Here is a 21,741-nt window from a genome sequence, read left to right as displayed (position 1 = left end):
GCCTCTCTGGTTATATTGAAAAGGAGCGGGGATGACCGAGTTCGATGCCGAGGATGAGAATGCCGGCGACCGCCATTTCGTGACGTCGCTGCAGCGCGGTCTTCGGGTCATTACGGCCTATCGGCCGGATGACCGGGCGCTCACCAATCAGGCGCTTGCCGAGCGGACCGGCCTGCCGCGGTCCACGGTCGCCCGGTTCACCCATACGCTGCACAAGCTGGGCTATCTCGTCCATCATGCGCGCTCCGCCGGCTACAGCCTGGCGCCGCGCGTTATCGAGCTCAGCCGGGCCGCGCTGGTCAGCACCGGCATCAACGAACTGGCGCGGCCGTCGATGGAGGCGCTGTCCGAGCTTGGGCCCTTCTCCGTTGCCCTTGGCGTGGCGAGCGACGGCGGCATTCGCTATCTCGATCTGGCCCGGCGGCCCGAGGCGATCGTGCTCAATCTGGATGTCGGCGCTCTGGTGCCGGTGCTGCAGACCGCAATCGGAAGGGCCTATCTTTCCGCGCTGTCCGAGGTCCGTCGTGCGGCCATGCTACGGCAGCTAAAGGCGGCAGATCCTGCGCTTTATGATGCGCAGGCGCCGCTTCTGGCCGCCGAGATGGAGCGGTATCAATCCGAAGGCTATGTGACCTCGTTTGGCTGCTGGTGGCCGGAACTCAATGCCGCGGCCACGACGATCCGCTTTGCAGAAGACGGCGATCCGCTTCTCCTTTCCATTTCCGGGCTCTCGTCTGCGCTCACGCCCGAAAAGGTGCGCGGCGAATACGCAGCGGCGCTGATGAACGCGGCGCGCGTCATTGAGGGCCGCATGAGGCGACGCTATTCGGAATAGATAACGCTCATTGTCTGCATTGCAGACGTATGTTTCAAAAATATGTTGACCCTTGGAAGTGTTTCGGGAATAGTCCGGCCGGGCAGACCAAGGGAGGAATGGTATGTTGAACAATGCTGCGTCCGGTTCGGAGGCCGGTCAGGAGGCCGCGGCAGGTGAGGGCGTCTTCGCTCAGCTCTCGGGGCTGATGAACCCGAAAAGCGTCGCCGTTGTCGGCGCGAGCAACAGGAGTGAGGGCTGGAGCGGCATGGCGGTCCCGGTGTTGCGCCGGCTCGGCTTTGCGGGGCGCATCTTCCCGGTCAATCCCAAATATGAAGAGCTGAACGACCTCAAATGCTACCCGTCGGTCTCGGCCATCCCCGAGCCTGTCGATGCTGTTCTCATCTTCGTGCCGCAGAAGCTGCTCCCGGATATTCTCGAAGATTGCGGCAGGAAGGGCGTGCGCGGTGCCGTCATTCTCGCATCGGGCTTTTCGGAGACCGGTGAGGAGGGGCGCGCCATGGAAGAGACGCTGCGCGAGATCGCCAACCGCAACCGGATCGCCATCTGCGGACCGAACTGCCTTGGCCTTGCCAATCTCGACAGCGGCTTCATGGGGCTGACGGCGGCGACCTTTCCCGAGGATATGTCAGCCGGCCGCACGGCGCTGATCTCCCAGAGCGGCCAGCTGTTGATGGTGCTTCTGGCGCGCGCCCATGATCAGGGCGTTCGCATGCGCTATCTCGTCTCCACCGGCAATGAGCTCAATGTCGAGGCGGCGGACTATGCGAGCTGGGCGCTCGATGATCCCGAAATTGCCTCGGTCTGCATGAATCTCGAAGGGCTGCGCACGCCGTCGCGCTTTCTGGCGCTGGCGGAAAAGGCTCAAGCGGTCGAAAAGCCGCTGATCGTGCTGAAGCTTGGCCGCAGCAAGCGCGCCGCGCGCACGGCGCTTGCCCACACAGGCAAGATGGCCGGCGCGTTTCGCACCTATGAGGCCGTGTTCCGGCAGAACAATGTGGTCTCCGTCGATGACCCGATGGAACTGGCCGAGGCAGCGGCACTCTTCGAAAAATGCCCTGCGCCGCGCGGCGAGCGCATTGCCGTGGTGACCTTTTCCGGCGGCTGGAGCGGCGTCATGGCGGATCAGTGCGAGGCGCTGGACCTGCCAATGGCGGATTTCACCGAAAAGACCGTCGAGGGCCTGCGCCCGCTTCTCGATTTCACCCCGCCGGTCAATCCGCTCGATCTGTCGGGCAATGTCAACAATCACCCCGAACGCTGGGGCCAGAGCCTGAAAATCGCCCTCGATGACGAGAATACGGACATTCTCGTCGTCTTCATCCACCAGGTGCGCGAAAGCTGGCGCGGACGGCTGATAGGCCCGGTGCTGGAACTGAGTGAAATGGCGGACAAGCCGATCATCGTCGTCTATGACGGCGGCAAGGTGGTGGAAGCGGGCTACGAACAGCTTGCCCGCGACGGACGCCTGCCGATCTATCGCGGCAGCCAGCAGATGCTGAAGGCGCTGAAACGGTTTACCGACTATCACAAGCGCGCGAAACGCCCTGCAGATCACGGCGCGGGGCCGCAAATTCCTGCAGATGCGGGCGCGCGCGTCGATGCATTGCTTGCCGGCGGCGGGCGGACGATGGCCGAGGATGTCGCCAAACAGGCGCTTCTTGCCTACGGCCTGCCCATGGTCGGTGAAGCCCTGGTGGGGAGCGAGGCGGAAGCGCTGCAGGCAGCCGAGGCGATCGGCTACCCGGTCGTGCTCAAGGGGCTGGCCGATGGCATGGAGCACAAAAGCGATGCCGGGCTGGTGCACCTGAAGCTTGGCGATGGCGATGCCGTGCGCCGTGCCTATGCCGATCTTGCCGGAAAGCTTGCCGGCCACACGCTGAACGGCAAGCCTGCGCCCTGTCTGGTGCAAAAAATGGTCGGCGGCGGCGTCGAAGTCATTCTCGGCATGCAGAATGATCCTGATTTCGGGCCAATGATCCTTGTCGGCGTTGGCGGCGTGATGACCGAGCTTTTGAACGATGTCGCGCTGCGCCGCGCCCCGCTCAGCCGCACCGACGTTGCCGAGATGATCGACGAAACCCGGCTTGGCCGGCTGCTTGCCGGTTATCGCGGGTCCCCTGTTGCCGATCGCGCGGCGCTGGAAGATGCGGTCCTGCGGCTTTCCGCCCTGTCTGTCGCCCATGCAGACGCCATTGAAAGCATCGATATCAACCCGGTTCTCGTCCTGCCGGAAGGCGATGGCTGCGTTGCCGTCGATGCGCTGATTGTCAAACCGGAGGATGAGGCGTGACCGATCTTCTCAACGCACCCGAGGACAGCGCGTTTCGCGCCGAGATCCGCGCTTTCGTCGAGGCTGAACTCGATCCCGCAACAAGAGCGAAAGTCTCGCGCGGCAGCCCGCTTGCGCGCGAGGATTTTCTGCGCTGGCACCAGAGCATGCACCGCAAGGGCTGGGTCGCGCCCGGATGGCCGGCAGAACATGGCGGTCCCGGCTGGTCGGCGCGGCAGCGGCTGATCGCCGATGAGGAAATGTTCCGGCTGCACACGCCGCCGCTGCCCGGATTCGGTTTGAAGATGATCGGCCCGATCCTCATCCGTTTCGGCAGCCGTGAGCAGCAGCAGCGTTTTCTGCCGCGCATCCTGTCGTGCGAGGACTGGTGGTGCCAGGGGTTCAGCGAGCCGGGTGCCGGGTCCGATCTCGCTTCGCTGCGCACGCGCGCCGTCAGGACCGATGGCGGCTGGCTGGTTTCCGGCTCCAAGACCTGGACCACCTATGCGCAATACGCCAACTGGATCTTCTGCCTCGTGCGCACCGATCCCGAGGTCAAGAAACAGCAGGGCATTTCGATGATGCTGATCGACATGGCAGCACCCGGCGTCTCGCGTCGACCGATCCGGCTGATGGATGGGACTGACGAGGTCAACGAGATCTTCCTCGACAATGTCTTCGTGCCCGATGACCTGGTTGTCGGCGAGATCAACATGGGCTGGACCTATGCCAAGGCGCTGCTCGAGCACGAGCGGCTGGGGATCGGCGGCATCGGGCGCTCGAAACATCTTCTGGCGCGCGTGCGGGAGATGGCCGAGGCGACCGGCCTCGGCGACGACCCGGAGATTTCCGCGCGGCTTGCCGCATTCGAGATCGATATCATGGCGATCGAGGCGACGACGCTGCGTCTTCTGGCCGCTGCCGAGGCGGGCCGCACGCTGGGCGCGGAAACCTCGCTTCTGAAGGTGAGGGGCACCGAAGTGCAGCAGGGGCTGACCGAGCTGATGCTGGATATCGCCGGCCCCGCCGCACTGCCGGAAAGCGCCGGCGACTGTGCCGACGCCCTGTTTGCCAATGTCGCTTACCAGTTCCTGAACTGGCGCAAGCTTTCGATCTATGGCGGCAGCAACGAAATCCAGCGCAGCATCCTGGCCGGCCAGGTCCTGGGTCTTTGAGGGGAACGCCGCATGATACGTTTTGAACTTCCGACAGAAGAGGCCTTGCTGCTGAAGGATACGGCGGAGCGCTTCGTCGCCGATCATTACGCTCTGGAGCAACGGGCAAAGGCCCTTTCGGCCGCGCCGGGCGATGTGCCGCGGCACTGGGCCGAAATGGCGGAACTCGGCTGGCTCGTGGCCTGCGTGCCGGAGGACGCCGGCGGCCTCGGCCTGACGCCGGCGCAGATCGTGCCGATGATGGAGGTGCTGGGCGCCGGGCTGATCCTGGAGCCGGTCGGCGCCGTGAGCCTCGGCTGCGCCGCCATGCTGGCCCGCGCGCTTTCTCCCGATGACGTGGCCGAAAGGCTTGCGCCTGTTCTTGCCGGCGAGGCGATCGAGGTCGTTGTCGCGGGTCGGGACGGCGCGCCGATCGCGGCCCGCCGGGAGGGCGGCAACCTCGTTCTTTCCGGTGCTTCTCCCGCCGTGATCGGCGCTGCCGCCGCGACGGCTTTCTGGGTCGTCGCGGAACTGGACGGATCGCGAATGCTGGTGCGTATCCCTGCCGAAGACGCGGCAGTGACGCCATGCCGGCTGGTCGATGGTCAGGCCGCAGCGCAGGTGGTTCTCGATGATGTGACTGTGCCGGCGGACGAGGCGATCTCCGGCTGCCATGCGGCGCTGGACTTCGGCGCCGATCTGGCGCTCGTGGGTGTGCTCGCCGAAACTTCCGGCGTGATTGACGCCCTGCACAAGGCGACGCTGGACTATGTCAAGATGCGCGAACAGTTCGGCCGGCCGATTGGCCGGTTCCAGGTTGTGCAGCACAAGATGGCCGACATGTTCATTGCCTGCGAGGAAGCTCGCTCCATGGTTCTTCTGGCCGCCGAGGCGATGGAAAGCAAGGACGCTGCATTCCGCGGAAAACTGGTCTCTGCCGCGCGGGTGAAGATTTCGGATGCGGCGCGCGCGGTGCTTCGCGATGCCGTCCAGCTTCACGGCGGGATGGGCGTCTCCGATGAACTGGCCGTCGGCCACTTGGTCAAGCGCCTTCTTGTCCTCACCCAGACCGGCGGCAACCGCGCCGCCCACCTCAAGCGCTTTGCCAAGGCGGCATGAGCGCCCGGTTCAGGCCGTGTTCGGATTGTCCGGCTGTGTTGCTGGGTCAGGCGATATCGCCTGACCCCGATTTTTCTTACAGCGTCATGCCGCCATCGACCACCAGAACGTGGCCCGTCACCATGCTGGCGCCGGCGCAGAGATAGAGCACGGCTTCGGCGATATCCTCCGGCTCCGAGCGGCGTTTCAAGACGGCGAGATCGCGGGCCCATTGCTTGCGCTCCTCCGGCCAACTCTCGGTCCAGGGCGTGCGGGTCTGGCCGGGGGCGACCGCGTTGACCCGCACTTCCGGCGCAAGGCCGCGCGCCAGGCTCCGGGTCAGGCTGACGAGCCCGGATTTGCTGGCGGCATAGGCGATCGAACTGCCCTGCTGGCCGATACCGGCGATCGAGGCCATATTGACGATCGCGCCGCGGCTCTGCTTCAGGGCGGGGGCGGCCGCATGGGCGCAGCGAAACGGGCCGATCAGATTGGTGCCGATGAGAAGCTGCCAGAAATCCTCCGTCATCCTGTCCAGATCGGAGGGCGGAATTTTGTCCTGCGTACCGGAGGTGCCGGCATTGTTGACGAGATAGTCAAGACCGCCCATGGCCTCGATGGCGGTGTCGACCATGGCTTCGGCATTGCCGGGGATCGAGATATTGCCGGGGGCCGCGATCACGTCCAGCCCCTGCGCCTCAAGTTCGTCCACCTTCTCCGGGCCGGCCGGATCGCCTTCCAGATGGTTGATCGCCACCTTTGCGCCCATTTCCGCCAGCATCGTCACCGTCGCCAGCCCGATGCCCGAAGCGCCGCCCGTCACCAGCGCGCGTTTTCCTGTCAGATCGGCTCTGATCATTCCTGTCCTCCCGTTGTTCTTGAAAGCATTTTCTTCAGCTGCAGAAGGCCGAGATCGCGTCGGTGCAGCAGATCCTCCACCGGTTCGTCGCCGTAATCGTAAAAGCCGGCGCCGGCGCGCACGCCGGTTCGTCCCGCATCGATCAGGCGGGCGAGGGCGGGGCTGTGTCCGGTGTTTTCCGGCGGCTGATAGGTGCGCGCGGCAAGGCCGTTGCGGATCATTTCAAGCCCGGTGTAATCCATCTTGCGCATATGGCCGAGCAGGGCCAGGCGATCGACCAGCCCGTGCCGGATCGAAAAATCGATATCTTCCGCGCTCGCCCACCCTTGGTCGATCATCCGCAGGCATTCGAGATTGAGGGCTGCCTGCAGCCGGTTCGCGACATATCCGGGCACTAGCCGGTCAAACACCAGCGGCGCCTTGCCGAAGCCCTCATAGAGCGCGCGCAATGCCGCGATAACCTGTGGCGCGGTTGACGGTCCCGGCGCGATATCCACCAGATCGACGATATAGGGCGGCGAATACCAGTGCGCGATCGCCGCGTTTTCCTGCCTCGCCGCCGGGATCAGCGGAAAGATATCAAGATAGGAGGTGTTGGACGCGATGATGGCCGAGGCGGGGGCGAAGCCGTCGATCTCCTCGAAAACGGCGCGTTTCACTTCGGCTTTTTCCACAACGGCCTCGACGATCAGATCGGCATTCGCGACAGCTTGTTCGATCGCGTCTGCGCGGAGCACGCGGTTGCGCGCAGCTTCGGCCTCATGCGTCGATATCGTGCCGGCCTCGCAAAGCGTGTTGCAGGCCGTGGCGATCAGGGCCGGCGCGCGCGCCAGCACCTCGGCAGAGGCATCATGCAGCGTCACCCGGCATCCGCCCAGCGCATGCACCAGCGCCAGCGCGTGGCCCATGGTGCCGGCGCCGATCACGGCAACTTTTTCTATCGCCATCGGGCCTCCCCTCCCTTTTGCCTTGTCCCTCGTCAGGCCGTGTTGCGCACGACCAGTTCGACGCCGAGGTCGAGGTTCTCCCGCTCCGCGTCGTCATGTCCGATCCGGTCCAGAAGATGCTCCGCCACGGCCTTGCCGATCTTTTCGTGCGGCGGGCGGATTGTCGTCAGCGGCGGGTTGGTGCAGGCCGCGATATCGAGATCGCCATAGCCCATGATGGCTATGTCCTCGGGGATGCGCAGTCCCAGCCGCGCCGCCTCGAACATCGCGCCGACGGCGAGCATGTCGCCGGAAAAGGCGATTGCCCGGGTGTCGGGCTGCCGTTCGAGAACCTGCCTGAGCGCGATGCCGCCTTCGGCGATATCGCGACCGTCCGCTGTCACGATAAGGGGCGTTTGTTTGCCGCCTTCGGCGAAACGCTCCGAAAAACCGTCGGCGCGGGCCGCCGCGCGAGGGTCGCTGGAAAGGATCGCGCCGACAAAGGCGACCCTCTCAAACCCGCGTTCGGCGAAATAGCGCCCGGCCAGTTGCCCGGCCCTGCGGTTGGAAAAGCCGATCGCGCTGTCGATCGGGCGCTCGTCATGGTCCCACATTTCCACCACCGGGCAGTTCGCTGCGGTCAGCATGGCGACGGTGCCGCGCGTATGATCGCGGCCGGTGACCACGAGCGCTGCCGGATTCCAACTGGCAAAGGCGGTCACGATCCGTTCCTCGCGCTCGATGTCATAGTCATGCTGGCCGATCATCATCTGATAGCCGGCCTCCTCGAGAATGGCCGACATCCGGTCGAGGGTCGCGGCGAAAAATGCGTTGGTCAGGCTCGGAACGATCACGCCGATCAGCGGCGAGCTTGTGCCCGCCAGGCTGCCGGCAATCCGGTTCGGGGCATAGCCCAGACGCTCCGTCGCCTCCCGAACGAGGGCGAGACGTTTTTTCGAGACGGTTTCGGGCGCCTTGAGCGCGCGCGACACGGTGGCAAGCGAGACGCCCGCGACTCGCGCAACCTCTTCCATCCTCACCCGCCTGCCGGCGAGCTGCATGTCGTCCTTTCGCGGCACGGCTCAGCACTCTCGGTTCGATTCTGTTCGTCAACGGCGATTTTAGCGACGGCCTCGTCAATTGCAAACGAATTCATTTTTATGTCTTTGATCGATATCTCTAGATAATTTGTATTGAAATAAAAGAAATAATATGGAATCACTCATTTTTGAAAGCGCTTTCAAATTGGGAGGAGAGAAGCGATATGTCGGAAAACGGTCAGGCCGCCATGAACGGCGCGCGCTATATCGCGGAATCCTTTGAGGCGCTCGGCGTCACCCATGTCTTCTTCATGGATGCGATCCTGCGCCCGACGCTGGTCGAGATGGAGGAGCTCGGCATCAAACGCATTCTGGCGCATTCGGAAAAGTCCGCCGTCTATATGGCTGATGGCTATGCGCGGGCGAGCAATCGCGTCGGCGTTTGCATGTCGCAGTCGGTGGGGGCTGCGAACCTGGCCGCCGGCCTCCAGGACGCCTATCTGCACCGCGCGCCGGTCGTGGCCCTGACCGGGCGCAAGGAGCCGATGCTGCGCTATCGCAACGCCTATCAGGAGGTGCCGCATGCGCCCCTGTTCCAGTCCGTCACCAAGGCCAGCATGGATGTGGCCGAGGCGCGCGAACTGCCCCATCTTCTGCCGCAGGCCTTTCGCATGGCAACGGACGGCTCGCCGCGACCCGTCCATCTGGACCTGAACGGGCTTGGCGGGGAAATTATCGAAAAGGGCATGGTGCCGTCTCCCGTTCTGCCCGATCCGGCGCTTGGGCGCCTGCCCACCCTTCGCCCGGTCGCTTCCAAGGCGATGATCGAGGCGGCCGCGGCGCGGCTTGCGCAGGCAAAACGACCCGTGATGGTCGTCGGCGCCGGGGCGATCCAGGTCGAGGCCCATGCCGAAATCCGCGCCTTCGCCGAAGCCTGCAAAATCCCCGTGGCGACCTCGCTTGGCGGGCGCACCATCGTGCCGACGACACATCCGCTGCATATCGGCACGGTCGGCACCTATTCCGCGCCGCCCGGAAACCGGCTCGTGCATGAAGCCGACCTGGTCATCTATATCGGCTGCCATGCGGGCGATCAGCCCACCAATAACTATACCGTTCCCGCGCAAGGGACCGCGATCATCCAGATCGATCTCGATGGCCAGGAGATCGGCCGCAACTATCCCGGCGTCACCGCGGTCTGGGGATGCCCGCGCCAGGCGGTGGCCGATCTTGCCGCGCATGTGACGCCGCAGACGGCCTGGGCGGACTTCGCCGCTCACGCAACGGCGGCGGTTGCCGAGTGGTGGCGCGGTATGGAGCCGGCAATGCGTTCGGACGCGGCGCCGCTCAGGGTGGAGCGGCTCTGCCGCGAGATTTCCGAAGCCCTGCCGGAAAATGCGATCCTGGTGGCCGATACCGGCTATTCCGGCATCTGGACCGCGACGATGGTGGACCTGCCGCATCCGGGTCAGAGCTATTTGAGGGCGGCCGGCTCGCTCGGCTGGGCCTTTCCCGCAGCCCTCGGCGCGCAATGCGGTGCGCCGGATCGACCTGTTGTCTGCTTTTCGGGCGACGGGGCGTTCTATTATCACTTGAGCGAACTCGAAACCCAGCGGCGCTGGAATATTCCGGTCGTGACCGTGATCAACAACAATTCCGGTTTCGGCCAGGGCACGCCGAAGGTCGCCTCGTTCTACGACGGACGTTCAGGGTCGCCGGAAGAGATCAACCGGTTCGGACCGACGGATTTCTGTGCGCTCGCCAGGGCCTTCGGGGTTGACGGTTATCGCGTGGAGCGGGCCGAGGATCTCGGGCCGGTTCTGAAAGCCGCGATCGCGGCCCGCAAGCCCGCGCTTGTGGACGTCGTAACCGACATCCATCCGCGCGCGCCCGAAGCCTGGTCGCCGAGTGCAGGCTGAGGTGGGGATGCCGCAGGTGGAGGGAGACAGGACCCCGGCGTGCCGCGCGGTGGCGCAATCGGTCCCGTTCTTGCGACGTTTGCATTTGGACTTTCTTCTGGTTATGTCTCACTTTCCGAGCCTCTCCGGGATGGAAACTGCCTTGGTCAGAAGAAGACAAGCACTGCCTGCCTCCAGCGGCACAAAAGACTACAGGATCAATTCCGGCCTTGCGCGCGGGTTGGCGGTTCTCAGGGCATTCGGCCCTGACAACAGGCCGATCGGCAACGCCGAGATCGCCGCGCGGGTCGGCCTGTCCAAGGCAACCGTCTCACGTCTGACGTTTACGCTAACGGAACTCGGCTATCTCAATTATGATGAGGAAGTCGGGCGTTACTCTCTGGGGCCGGCCGTTCTCACGCTTGGTTATGACGTCATGGCGCAGATGGAGATTCGCGATATTGCGCGGCCCTACATGCAGTCGCTTGCCGAATATGCCAATGCCAGCGTCTATCTGGGCACGGTCGACGGCAATGAGATCATCTATATCGAGGCCTGCCGCACCAAGGCCTCGATGGCCATCCGGCTTGGCGTCGGCTCGCGTATTCCGATGATCTGCACCGGCATGGGCCGGGCCTTTCTCGCGGCACTGCCGGAAAAGGAGAGGGAGGCGCAGATGCGTGCGGTCTCGGGAGACTACGGCGATGACTGGCCGACGGTGGAAGCCAAGGCGCGGGCGCAGATCGCCTTTGCGCAGGAGAACGGCTTTGCGCTGAGCGATGGCGACTGGATCGTCGAAGCCAACTCGGCCGGCGCCGTTGTGCGGCGATCGGATGGATATCCGGTCTACGGGATCAATGTCGGCGGCTTGCGCTCGATCGTCACCAATGAACGGCTGGTGCGCGATCTGGCTCCGCGGCTTCTGGACGTGGCCCGCGAAATAGAGCATGTCGCCCGCGGAATTCTCTGAAACGCTCGTTTCCCAGAGCTTCGGCCGCAACGGTCATTCCAGGCTTCGAAGAACAGCGCGAAATCACAATTCCGTTGGGGATGCGCTCGTCGCGCCGCTGCGCGGTTACATCGCAATCCTCGGTGTTGACGCCAATGCCGGCAGGCTTTCGGCCGGCAGGTTGACGAAGGTGCATCTGCCGATGCCGATGCATGCGCCCGAGATGATCGCTCCCTCCGAGGTCGACGGATGCCGAGCTCAAAAAAGTAACGAAAAAGAAGGGAATCGCGGCGTTCCGGACCATTTAAACGGGCAAGTCCTGTCGACATTTCCACACTTTTGAAATAGAATTTCAAAAGTGGCCGTTGTCCCAGGCCACGGGTGGCAGATCGGCGTGGTGGGAGAGCCTGGTCGATCGCTTCCCAGGAGGAGGAAAACGGGGCTGGGAGGAATTTATGAAGAAATTTGCAGCTTTCGCCTTCGGTCTCTCGATGGCGGTCACCACTCTTGCCGGCGCGGCGAACGCCGAGCCGATCGTCATCAAGATCGGGCATGGCTCGGAGGGGGACCTGCACCTGCCGGGCGCCGGTCGCACGGCCTGTGTTGCGGCGATGAAGGACTATCTCAACGTTGCTTCCGATGGGCAGCTCGACCTTGAGGCCTATCCTGACAGTTCGCTCGGCGATGCGCGTTCGATGATCGAGTCGGCACAGACCGGCGTGATTCAGATGGCCGGCGTTTATACGTCGATCATGGTTCCCTTCATGCCTGAAATCGCAATCACCCAGATCCCCTATGTATTTCCCGACAGTCTCACGGCCTGGCAGGTGATGGAAGGTCCGCTTGGGGATGCGCTCGCCGAGGGTTTCCTGGAGAAGACCGGTCTTCGGGTTCTGGCCTGGCCGGAAGGGGCGGGTTTCCGCAACATCTATTCCGAGAAACCGATTCACAGCGTTGCCGACATGAAGGGCATGAAGATGCGGGTGCCCGAGAACCCGGGACTTCTGGCGATGTTCCGCGCCTGGGACGCCAATACGGTGACGATCGGCTGGAGCGAGCTTTATACCGCCTTGCAGTCGGGTATGGCGGAAGGTCACGATACCGAGCTTTATTCGATGTATGCCTCGAAGCTCTACGAGGTGAACCCCTATGTCGCCATGACCCGGCACAGCTACAACCTTCATCCGATCCTGATCAACGAGGCGTTCTTCCAGTCGCTGTCGCCGGAAAACCAGACCCTGATGCTGAGAGCCGGCGATCTCTGCTCGCGCATGGGCAATGCCCAGTCCTATCTCAGCTCGCTGGTGATCCAGGAAGCGATGGAGGCCGAGGGCGCGGTGTTCTATTACCCGACCGCCGCCGAGCTTGCGGAATTCCGAGAACTCGCGCAGCAGCCTTACATCGATATGGTCCTGCGCAAGATGGGCGATGACGGGCAGGAATGGGTCGACCGCATCTTTGCCGCGACCAAGGAAGCTGAAAGCCAGCGCTGAGTTTGTCTGCTAGGGCAGGACTTGCGACGCCGCGACGACAACGATCAGGACGACCTGAGCGATGGCGGCGTCGCCGTCCCTGCGCGCGGATTGCGTGAGCGGGCCTGAGTGGGGCTGCCGCAATCCGCGCGCGGCTCCGGCGGCAGGGGGATCTACTCAATGAAAAAGCTTCTAATCGGATATCAGAGCGCCGTCGATGGCCTTGAAAAGGTCTGCATGGCCGTCGCGGTCGTGCTGACCGGATTGTTGTTTGTGATCACGGCCTACGAGATCATTGCCAACCAGCTTGTCGGAAACTCGCCGGTCTGGGTGGAAGAGGTCAGCAACCTGTTCTTCGCCTGGGCGGTTTTCATCGGCGCCGGCGTGATCGCGCGGCATGGCGGGCATATCGGCGTTGAAATCCTCTACGAGATGGTCGGACCTGTCCTGCGGTCTGTCTTAAGGGTTGCATATGCCGTCCTGACGCTCGTCGTCGTCTTTGTCATGGTCTATTTCGGCTGGAAGATGGCGCTGTTCGTGGGCCAGTACCAGACATCGCTCTATCTCGATATCTCGCTTTTCTACTTTTATCTCTCGGTTCCCGTCGGCGGTCTGCTGCTGGGGCTTTTCAGTGTCGCCGCCGCGCTTCCCGATCCGCGCGAGAAGGCAGATCTCACGCAAACCGCCGGAGTTTGACCCTTGATTGCTATCATTTTTGGCAGTTTCATCCCGATGCTTCTGCTCGGGGTCCCGATCGCGCTCTGTCTCGTGCTGATGACGATCTTCGTCTATGTCGATATCGGCGATCCGCGTCTGTTCCTGCAGATCCCGCAACGCATGTTCACCAGCACCGAGAACATGCTGCTGCTGGCGATCCCCTTCTTCATCATGGCAGGCGAGATCATGAACCGGGCCGGGATCACCGACCGGCTGATGACGCTGTCGTCCTCGCTGGTGGGCTGGATTCGCGGCGGCCTGGCCCACACCAATATCGTCTCCAGCATGTTCTTTGCGGGAATTACGGGGTCTGCGGTCTCCGACACCGTCGCCGTTGGCAGCATCATGGTGCCGGCGATGAAGAAGAATGGCTATGGCGAGGACTACAGCGCCGCCGTCACGGCGGCCAGCTCCGTCATCGGCCCGATCATCCCTCCGAGCATTCCGATGCTGATCTATGCCTCGGTGATGAACGTGTCGATTGCCGGCCTGTTTCTCGGCGGCATGGTGCCCGGTATCCTGGTGGCGCTGGCGCTGATGGTGACGGCCTATATCGTCGCAGTGCGCAAGGGGTATGGCGAGCGCGCGCCGTTCGTCGGCGTGGTCCGGTTGATCCTCGCCTTCGTGCGGGGCGCTCCAGCCCTGCTCCTGCCGGTGATCATCATGGGCGGCATTCTCGGCGGCTTCTTCAGCCCGACACAGGCATCCGCCGTGGCGGTCATGTATGGTCTGGCGGTCGGCTTCCTGTTTTACCGCAAGCTCAAGCTGTCGGATCTGGTCCCGATCCTGTCCCATACCGCCAAGGCCACGGCGATGATCATGTTCCTGATGGCCTGCGCCAAGACCTTCAGCTGGCTGGTGACCTATTTCAATCTGGTCGAGCATGTGACGATCGCCTTCGTGTCGCTGACGGAGAACAAGCTCGTCTTCCTGTTGCTGGTCAATATCATCTATCTCGTCATCGGCATGTTCCTGGACATGGGCTTCGCGATCATCGTCCTGGGACCGCTGCTGGCGCCGATCGCCTACACGTATGGAGTCGATCCGATCCATTTCGGCCTGATCACCTGCACCAATCTGACGATAGGATTGGCAACGCCGCCCTTCGGCCTTGTGCTTTTTGCCGCCTGCGGGGTGTCAAAGGTCAGCCTGTCACGCATAAGTCGGGCCATCCTGCCGTTCATCGCCGCCGAACTCGTGGTCCTGCTGCTGATCACCTACCTGCCGGCGCTGACCATGTATTTCCCGCGCCTGTTTGGGTATGCCTAACCCACATAGGACAAGTGGAGACCAGTTTTCCGTCCGGACGCGCGGAAAGACAAAAGGTCAGAGCGTTCCTTGCGCGCCCGAATGGTGCTCGCCGGGCGGTTCTCCGGGCGACCAGAAAAGCCGACAATGATCGCGGTCGCCCGGAGAGCGCGGCCTCCGGACGACCGCTGTCATAAAAGCTCGTCACAGGTTTGAATTTTCCGCATTCGGGCGCGGTGTGGCTGTGCGCTTTCATGCCGCCGTCAAGAAAGCCCTATAAGGTCAATCCCGTAATGGTATTAAATTACGAGGGATCTTTCATGACCAATATACCACCAATCAAGATGCCCGCCGACGCGTGGGACGAACTCAACTTTCCCCGGCCCGAAGAAAGCGATTTCGACCGGGTGGTCGAACGCGCGATCTCGCGGCGCGGCTTCCTCGGCGGCGTTGTCGCCTTCGGATCTGGCGCCGTAGCCATGAGCGCCGGCCTGTTGCCCAGCGGTGCGGCGGAAGCGGCAGCGCCGCAATCGCGCTTTCCGTTCACGCCGATCGCCGCCCAGACCGACTACGCCTTTCACGTGCCCGAAGGCTATAAAGCCAGGGTTCTGGTGAGCTGGGGCGATCCGCTTTATGACGGCGTGGCCGAATTCAACCATGAGACCGGCGGCTCGGTCGAGGAATCCGACAAGGTCTTCGGTGAGAACACCGATGGCATGGAGACCTTCGAGATCGGTGGTCACCAGATTCTCGCGGTCAACAACGAATATGTGAACAGCGATATCAACCTGCCGCATACCGAGGATGGCGTGCCGCAGAGCGCGGCCGACGTGCTGAAGCTGCAGAACCTGCAGGGCGTGACCGTGGTCGAGATCGCGGAAGGCGCGGACGGCTGGTCCGTGGTGCGCTCCAGCCCGTTTAACCGTCGCCTGCACCACAATGCGCCGATGGCGATTTCGGGTCCGGCCGCCGGCCATCCGCTCATGAAGACGGAAGCCGACCCGGACGGCCGCGCCGTGCTCGGCACGCTCGGCAATTGCGGCGCCGGCAAGACGCCGTGGGGCACCTATCTGACCTGCGAGGAGAACTTCAACGGCTATTTCGGCGCAACCGAAGAGACAAGCTACAGCGATGATGTCGCCGCCGGCTACGAGCGCTATGGCATGGCGGCCGAAAGCCAGTACGGCTACGAAAAGTTCGATCCGCGCTTCGATACGTCGAAAAACCCCAACGAGCCGCACCGCTTCGGCTGGGTGGTCGAAATCGACCCGACCGATCCCGACAGCACGCCGGTCAAGCGCACCGGGCTCGGCCGCTTCAAGCATGAAAACGCCGAGGTGACGCTCGCTCCGGATGGTCGCGTCGTGGTCTATCTCGGCGATGACGAGCGCGGCGAGTTCCTCTATCGTTTCGTCTCGACCAATCCCTATGTCGCCGGCGGCGATACCGACGGCCTGCTCGATGACGGCACGCTCTATGTCGCGAAATTCAACGACGACCAGACCGGCGAATGGCTGGCGCTGACGCCGGAAACCACCGGCATGGAAGAAGCCGACATCCTGATCTTCGCCCGCATGGCCGGATCGAAGGTCGGGGCCACGACCATGGACCGTCCCGAATGGGTCGCCGTCAACCCCTATGCCGTCGAGGCCTATTGCTGTCTCACCAACAACAAGAACCGCGGCGTCAAGGCCAATGCCGGCGGCGACGCCACGCCGGTCGGCGGGCCTAATCCGCGCGAGGCCAATAAATACGGCCAGATCGTGCGCTGGTATCCCGATGGCGACGACCACGCTTCCGATACCTTCCGCTGGGACCTTTTCGTCATGGCCGGCAATCCGGAGGTCCATTCGGACGCCTATGCCGGCTCGTCCAACATCAATAGCGGCAATCTGTTCAACTCGCCCGACGGCATGGCCTTCGACACCAGCGGCCTCGTCTGGATCCAGACCGACGGCGAGGACAGCAATGAGGGCGATTTCGCCGGCATGGGCAACAACCAGCAGCTTGCCGGCGATCCGGCAACGGGCGAGATCGTCCGCTTCCTGACCGGGCCGCGCGGCGGCGAGATCACCGGCCTGTGCTGGTCCGCCGACCGGCGCACCATGTTCGTCGGCGTCCAGCATCCGGGCGGCTCGTGGCCGGCGGAAGAGGGCCTTCCGCGCTCCTCGATCATGGCGATCAAGCGCGACGACAACGGCCTCGTCGGCTGACGACGCGGCGGTCGTAACCATGAAAAGGCATGGCGCGCGTAGCGCCATGCCGGTTCTCTCGCCGACTTGGGCCTGTCCTTCCTCCATGCGGTATTGATTGACGGCACGCTTCCGCCGGCGTTGACCGGACATCGCGTCGGTCATCTGCGGAAGGTCTCCGGCCGTTGTCCCGGCGGTTCGCTACCTTATCCGATCCTCGTCCTTCGCAAACACATAGACGCGCTCGGCTTCGACGCCGAGCGTGAGTCTCGTGCCGGCCTTCGCTATCGCGCTCCGTTCGACCTCCACCGTGCAGACTGTGTCGCCAATGGTGCCGTAGAGATAGCTCGAGCCGCCGAGAAACTCCGCGAAATCGACTGTGAACGGAAGACCTTCTTCGCTGTCGTCTCGGGGCTTCCAGTGTTCAGGCCGGATGCCGACCGAGACACGGGTTCCGTCCTCTGGTTTTGCCTCGAGTTTCGGACAGGGCAGGGCGCCGCCGGCGATTTCGATGCGGTCGCCCTTGATGACGCCGGTGAGGAAGTTCATTTTCGGCGAGCCTATGAAGCCGCCGACGAACATGTTGTCTGGGTCGTCATAAAGCGTTGCCGGTGACCCGACCTGCTCGATATAGCCGCCGCGCAGCACGACGATCTTGTCGGCAAGAGTCATCGCCTCGGTCTGGTCGTGGGTCACATAGATCATCGTATTGCCGAGCTCGCGGTGCAGCCGGGCGATCTCGATGCGCATGCCGACCCTGAGTTCGGCATCGAGATTGGAAAGCGGCTCGTCGAACAGGAAGATTTCCGGGTCGCGCACGATCGCCCGGCCGATGGCGACGCGCTGGCGCTGACCGCCGGAGAGCTGGCCCGGCCTTCGGTCGAGATAGTCGGTCAGCTTCAGGATATCGGCCGCCTGGCGCACCTTGGCCTCGACCTCCGCCTTCGAGCGTCCGGCGACCTTGAGGCCGAATCCCATATTCTGCTCCACGCTCATATGCGGATAGAGCGCATAGGTCTGGAACACCATGGCAATGCCGCGGTCGGACGGGTCCTCGTCGGTCACATCCGTGCCGGCAATCAGCACATCGCCGCTTGTCACCTCCTCAAGGCCGGCGATCAGCCTGAGCAGGGTGGACTTGCCGCAGCCGGACGGGCCGACGAAGACGACGAATTCGCCGCCCTCGATCTCCAGGTCGACATCATGGATCACCTGCACCGCGCCGAAGGATTTCGACACGCGTTTGAGGGATAGTCCCGACGGATTTCGATCGGGTTTCAGCGTTTCGGCCTGGCTCATCGTCATGCCTCCCTGCGCAGCCAGACCAGCATTTCGCCCGGCGCGCGATTGTCCCAGAGAAAATAGGGTATGGCTTTCAAACTGGCGCGATCTCGCGCAGGCGGCGTCGTCGAATAGAGCGCATCGGTCGGCTGGCTTTCGACTGTCGCCTCAATCCTGAGCGCAACCGTATCGTCAAGCCCTTCGGCCTGATCGAGGGACACGGGCGCTCCATCCTTGACGACATAGGCATTGAGCGGAGCCTTGTTGTCGGTTTCCTCTATACAGTAGACGAGAGGCCCGCGCTGAAGGGCGGCGCGGCCCTGATCGGGCGCGACTTTCGGATGGGCATAGAGCATTTCCGGCTCCATCTGAAGATCGAGCTTGACCGTGTCACCGGTCTGCCATTCGCGCCGGATGCGAAGATAGCCCTTCGCAGGCGATGCTTCCGACGTCTCGCCATTGATCGCCAGCGAAAACCCCTTGGCCCAGCCGGGAACGCGCAGCGACAGAGTAAACGCGGCGGGCGTTTGAGGCGCGAGCGTAACCGTGATCTGGCCATCCTTCGGATAGGCCGTTTCCTGCTTCACGCCGACCTTTGTTCCCGCGACCTCGATCTCGGCTGAATTCTCGCAATAAAGGTGCAGCGCCAGCTCATCCTCGGCCACGCCATAGAAATAGGTGCCGATCGAGGCCACCAGCCGGGAAATGTTCGGCGGGCAGCACGGGCAGCGGTGCCAGCGCCAGCGGTGGTGATTGCCATAGCTTTCCAGCGGATTGTCGTAAAAGAAACGCGTGCCGTCCTGCGACAAACCGGAAAGCGCGCCGTTGTAGAGCGCCCGCTCCATCACATCGGCAAAACGTGCGTCGGGCGCGCGGCCCAGCATGCGGCTTGCCCAGAACACCAGCGCGACGGCGGCGCAGGTCTCCGCATAGGCCGTTTCGTTCGGAAGGTCATAGTCGAAGGTCAGACCCTCATTGTCCTTGGACGGGCCGAAGCCGCCGGTGACATAGAGGTTCCGGTCGGTCAGGTGCGACCATAGCGCCTCAAGGGCCGGGTCAAGGCTGTCGTCCGAAAACTCGGTGGCGACGTCCGCCATGCCGGCATAAAGATAGGCCGCCCTGACCGCGTGACCGACGACTTCTCGCTGCTCGCGCACCGGCTTGTGGGCTTGGCAGTATTCGAGCGTGGTGAAGTGGAAATCCTCCGGCTTCTCGCCGCGTGCAATCGCTTCCTGATCGAAATATTTCGGCTCCCTGCCGCGCTGGTCGACGAAGAATTTCGCCAGATCGAGGTAGCGCTGTTCGCCGGTGACGCGACCGAGCTTGACCAGCGCCAGTTCAAGTTCCGGATGACCCGGATATCCGCGCTTCTTGTCGGCGTCTGGGCCGAAAGTTGCGTCGATGCAGTCGGCGTAGCGGCACATGATGTCGAGGAATTTGCGTTTGCCGGTCGCGTGGTAATAGGCGACCGCGCCCTCGATCAGGTGCCCGGCATTATAGAGTTCGTGGCGGTCGCGCAGATTGGTCCAGCGCTGACCCGGCTGGATGCGCTGATACCAGGAATTGAGATAGCCATCCTCGGCCTGCAATCTGCCATACGCATCGATGACGTCATCGACGCGCGCTTCGAGCTCTTCATCGCGCTTGCGGTTCAGCGCATAGGCCGCCGTCTCGATGCTCTTGCCGAAATCGGAATCCCAGAACATCTGCGTGGTGACGGTATTGCCGTGGTCGAAGGGGATGACGATGCCGGGATTGGGCCGGTCCGGGTCGACCTGTTCCAGCATGCGCGCCTCGATACAGCGGTCGAACAGCAGCTTGGCGGTCGTGGTCGCGACCACGTCTACGCGCGGGCCGAAGAAGCCGCCGACCTCTACCTGGTTGACGGATAATGGGCGGAATTTCGACTTCGGCTGAAGGGCATCGCCAGCGTTGAGAGGCTTGTTCATCTTGGTGTCCTTTCAAAAGGGCTTATTTCACCGCTCCGGCCGTGAGGCCGCGAATGTAGGAGCGCTGGAGAATGAGGAAGAGGATCATGCAGGGGATCATCATCAGCGTGACGCCCGCCTGCACCGCCCCCCAGTCAACCGAGCCGTAGCGGCCATAGCGCACGGCGGTCATCAGCACGGGGAGCGTGAATTTCGACTGGTCTGTCAGAAGCACAAGGGCGGCGAGAAACTCGTTCCAGGCATTCAGGAAGGCAAACAGGCCGACGGTGACGACGCCGGGCAGCACCAGCGGTCCCATGACCTGAACGAGCATGCGCACGCCTCTGACGCCATCCATGCGGGCAGCCTCCTCGATCTCCTTCGGGACTGCATCGAAAGCGTTGCGCATCATGAAGACGGAGAAGGGAAGCTGCAGCGTCGAATAGATGAAGACGAGCCCGATGAGCGTGTTCTGAAGCCCCATCTTGGCCAGAAGCAGGAACAGCGGCGTCAGGATCGACTGAAACGGGATCATCATCGTCGACAGGATGAGGACGAAGGCAAAGCCTTTGAACGGAAAGCGGTAGCGCGAGAAACCGTAACCGGCGAGGATTGCCACGAGGATGGTAAGCGCCGAGGTGCCGACGGCGACAAACAGCGAATTGCCCGAATAGTGCAGAACCGACTGGCCGAAATTTTCAAGCCGTTCATAGCTTGAGATGCTGAAGCCTTCGGTTGGCCAAGGCGGCAGGGGCGGCTGGGTGGATTCCGCCGGCGTGCGGAAGCTTGCCAGCACCACCCAGACCAGCGGCGCGAGAAAGAGCGCCGCAACCAGCGTCGCCGTTACGTGAAAGAGAAGGCGATGATAGCGGAAGCGGCCGCGGCGGGTGGCCGGCGCTGCTGCGCTCCGTGCAAGGGATGAAACGGCGGTCGACATCATTTGTCCTTTCGATCGCTGAGCAGCGTCAACTGCAGCACGCTGAGGACGAGCAGGATGACGAGCAGCACCATGGACAAGGCCGCGCCATAGCCCAGGCGGAAGGAGACGAAACTTTCGTTGAAGATCTTGTAGACGGCGGTCACCGTCTTGTTCTGCGGGCCGCCGCTCAGGATGATATAGAACTGGTCGAAAGCGAGCATCGAGCCTGAAACGCAGAGGATCAGCGCCAGCGCGAAGGGTTTGCGGATCAGCGGCATGGTGATGTAGCGGAAGCGTTGCAGCCATTTGGCGCCGTCAATGCGCGCGGCCTCCTGGTAATCCGCCGGGATCGACTGCAGGCCGCTCATCAGGATCACCATGAAGAAGCCGGCCATCTTCCAGACCACCATGACGATCACCGACCAGAAGGCCGGCGTGAAATTGGCGAGGATATTGACCCGGCCCTCCGTCAGGCCGAGGTCCTGCGCCAGCGGCGAGAACAGGCCGGTATCGACATTGGAAAGCCAGACCCACAGAAGCGCTGCGGAGGCAAAGCCCGTGACCACCGGCAGGAAATAGATTGTCCGGTAGGCGGAGACCGCGCGTCCCTGGCCCTGTACAATCAGCGCCAGCGCCATGGCGAAGCCCAAAAGCGCAATGGTGACGACGACCGTGTACTGGACTGTGAACCAGAGCGACGACCAGAAACTCTTGTCGAACAGCAGTCTCTCGTAATTGTCGAGGCCGATAAAGCGCGGCAGGCCCATGAGCGGCCATTTGTGCAGCGACATCCACACCGTCATGCAGAGCGGAACGATGAAGAACACGGTGACAAGCGCCAACGCCGGCAGAACATAGATCAGGCCTGTCCACTGTGAATGCCGTCGCCTTCGGCGCTTTTTCGGCGGGGGCGCGTCCGCGCCTGCCACTATCCCGTCAGACATGGCGAAAGT

General features: G+C 63.0%; 18 protein-coding genes. 11 read left to right on the top strand and 7 right to left on the bottom strand.

Annotation, left to right across the window (positions count from 1 at the left end):
• Positions 1–31: 31 nt before the first annotated feature.
• From JET14_RS17160 to JET14_RS17145, 4 genes are all read left to right on the top strand, one after another.
• Complete coding sequence (locus tag JET14_RS17160) at positions 32–835, top strand: IclR family transcriptional regulator (protein WP_200335082.1); 804 nt, start codon at positions 32–34, stop codon at positions 833–835.
• A 103-nt stretch (positions 836–938) separates the two neighbouring features.
• The gene (locus JET14_RS17155) at positions 939–3,128 is read left to right on the top strand and encodes an acetate--CoA ligase family protein (protein WP_200335080.1); all 2,190 of its coding nucleotides are present in this window, start codon (positions 939–941) and stop codon (positions 3,126–3,128) included.
• The gene (locus JET14_RS17150; RefSeq protein WP_200335078.1) at positions 3,125–4,282 is read left to right on the top strand and encodes an acyl-CoA dehydrogenase family protein; all 1,158 of its coding nucleotides are present in this window, start codon (positions 3,125–3,127) and stop codon (positions 4,280–4,282) included. Before JET14_RS17155 ends, JET14_RS17150 begins: the two co-directional genes overlap by 4 nt.
• 12 nt (positions 4,283–4,294) lie before the next feature.
• Complete coding sequence (locus tag JET14_RS17145; protein WP_200335077.1) at positions 4,295–5,380, top strand: acyl-CoA dehydrogenase family protein; 1,086 nt, start codon at positions 4,295–4,297, stop codon at positions 5,378–5,380.
• 76 nt (positions 5,381–5,456) lie between these two features.
• Here JET14_RS17145 and JET14_RS17140 read toward each other — a convergent pair whose 3' ends face one another.
• From JET14_RS17140 to JET14_RS17130, 3 genes are read right to left on the bottom strand one after another with little or no spacing between them, the layout of a single operon-like run.
• A complete protein-coding gene (locus JET14_RS17140) occupies positions 5,457–6,218 on the bottom strand; it encodes an SDR family NAD(P)-dependent oxidoreductase (RefSeq protein WP_200335076.1) in 762 nt (253 codons plus the stop codon).
• Complete coding sequence (locus JET14_RS17135) at positions 6,215–7,165, bottom strand: 3-hydroxyacyl-CoA dehydrogenase family protein (RefSeq protein ID WP_200335075.1); 951 nt, start codon at positions 7,163–7,165, stop codon at positions 6,215–6,217. The genes JET14_RS17140 and JET14_RS17135 overlap by 4 nt, the downstream gene beginning before the upstream one ends.
• A gap of 32 nt (positions 7,166–7,197) precedes the next feature.
• Entirely contained in the window at positions 7,198–8,223 is a 1,026-nt protein-coding gene (locus JET14_RS17130) for a LacI family DNA-binding transcriptional regulator (RefSeq protein WP_200335074.1), read from the bottom strand.
• 185 nt (positions 8,224–8,408) lie between these two features.
• Between JET14_RS17130 and JET14_RS17125 the strand changes: the two genes are divergently transcribed.
• The 7 genes from JET14_RS17125 (at position 8,409) to JET14_RS17095 (ending at position 16,681) form a co-directional block, all read left to right on the top strand.
• Entirely contained in the window at positions 8,409–10,103 is a 1,695-nt protein-coding gene (locus tag JET14_RS17125; RefSeq protein ID WP_200335073.1) for a thiamine pyrophosphate-binding protein, read from the top strand.
• A gap of 142 nt (positions 10,104–10,245) precedes the next feature.
• Entirely contained in the window at positions 10,246–11,052 is an 807-nt protein-coding gene (locus JET14_RS17120; protein WP_200335072.1) for an IclR family transcriptional regulator, read from the top strand.
• On the top strand, positions 11,030–11,374 hold the full coding sequence (locus JET14_RS17115; protein WP_200335070.1) for a hypothetical protein: 345 nt from the start codon (positions 11,030–11,032) through the stop codon (positions 11,372–11,374). Before JET14_RS17120 ends, JET14_RS17115 begins: the two co-directional genes overlap by 23 nt.
• A gap of 112 nt (positions 11,375–11,486) precedes the next feature.
• The gene (locus tag JET14_RS17110; protein ID WP_200335068.1) at positions 11,487–12,524 is read left to right on the top strand and encodes a TRAP transporter substrate-binding protein; all 1,038 of its coding nucleotides are present in this window, start codon (positions 11,487–11,489) and stop codon (positions 12,522–12,524) included.
• Positions 12,525–12,683: 159 nt separating this feature from the next.
• A complete protein-coding gene (locus JET14_RS17105) occupies positions 12,684–13,199 on the top strand; it encodes a TRAP transporter small permease (RefSeq protein ID WP_200335067.1) in 516 nt (171 codons plus the stop codon).
• 3 nt (positions 13,200–13,202) lie between these two features.
• On the top strand, positions 13,203–14,489 hold the full coding sequence (locus JET14_RS17100) for a TRAP transporter large permease (protein WP_200335066.1): 1,287 nt from the start codon (positions 13,203–13,205) through the stop codon (positions 14,487–14,489).
• 299 nt (positions 14,490–14,788) lie between these two features.
• Positions 14,789–16,681: a PhoX family protein gene (locus tag JET14_RS17095; protein WP_200335065.1), complete on the top strand. Its 1,893-nt coding sequence runs from the start codon at positions 14,789–14,791 to the stop codon at positions 16,679–16,681.
• 180 nt (positions 16,682–16,861) lie between these two features.
• Here JET14_RS17095 and JET14_RS17090 read toward each other — a convergent pair whose 3' ends face one another.
• The 4 genes from JET14_RS17090 to JET14_RS17075 are packed head-to-tail and all read right to left on the bottom strand — an operon-like array spanning position 16,862 to position 21,732.
• Positions 16,862–17,959: an ABC transporter ATP-binding protein gene (locus tag JET14_RS17090; RefSeq protein WP_200335064.1), complete on the bottom strand. Its 1,098-nt coding sequence runs from the start codon at positions 17,957–17,959 to the stop codon at positions 16,862–16,864.
• A 2-nt stretch (positions 17,960–17,961) separates the two neighbouring features.
• Positions 17,962–19,890, bottom strand: coding sequence for a glycoside hydrolase family 127 protein (locus JET14_RS17085; RefSeq protein ID WP_200335063.1), 1,929 nt, complete (start codon positions 19,888–19,890; stop codon positions 17,962–17,964).
• A 22-nt stretch (positions 19,891–19,912) separates the two neighbouring features.
• Positions 19,913–20,806: a carbohydrate ABC transporter permease gene (locus JET14_RS17080; RefSeq protein ID WP_200335061.1), complete on the bottom strand. Its 894-nt coding sequence runs from the start codon at positions 20,804–20,806 to the stop codon at positions 19,913–19,915.
• Positions 20,806–21,732, bottom strand: coding sequence for a carbohydrate ABC transporter permease (locus JET14_RS17075; RefSeq protein WP_200335059.1), 927 nt, complete (start codon positions 21,730–21,732; stop codon positions 20,806–20,808). Before JET14_RS17075 ends, JET14_RS17080 begins: the two co-directional genes overlap by 1 nt.
• Between the last annotated feature and the right edge of the window lie 9 nt (positions 21,733–21,741).

Source organism: Martelella lutilitoris (assembly GCF_016598595.1).
Taxonomy (GTDB): Bacteria; Pseudomonadota; Alphaproteobacteria; order Rhizobiales; family Rhizobiaceae; genus Martelella; species Martelella lutilitoris_A.
This window is presented reverse-complemented; position numbering and strand designations above follow the sequence as displayed.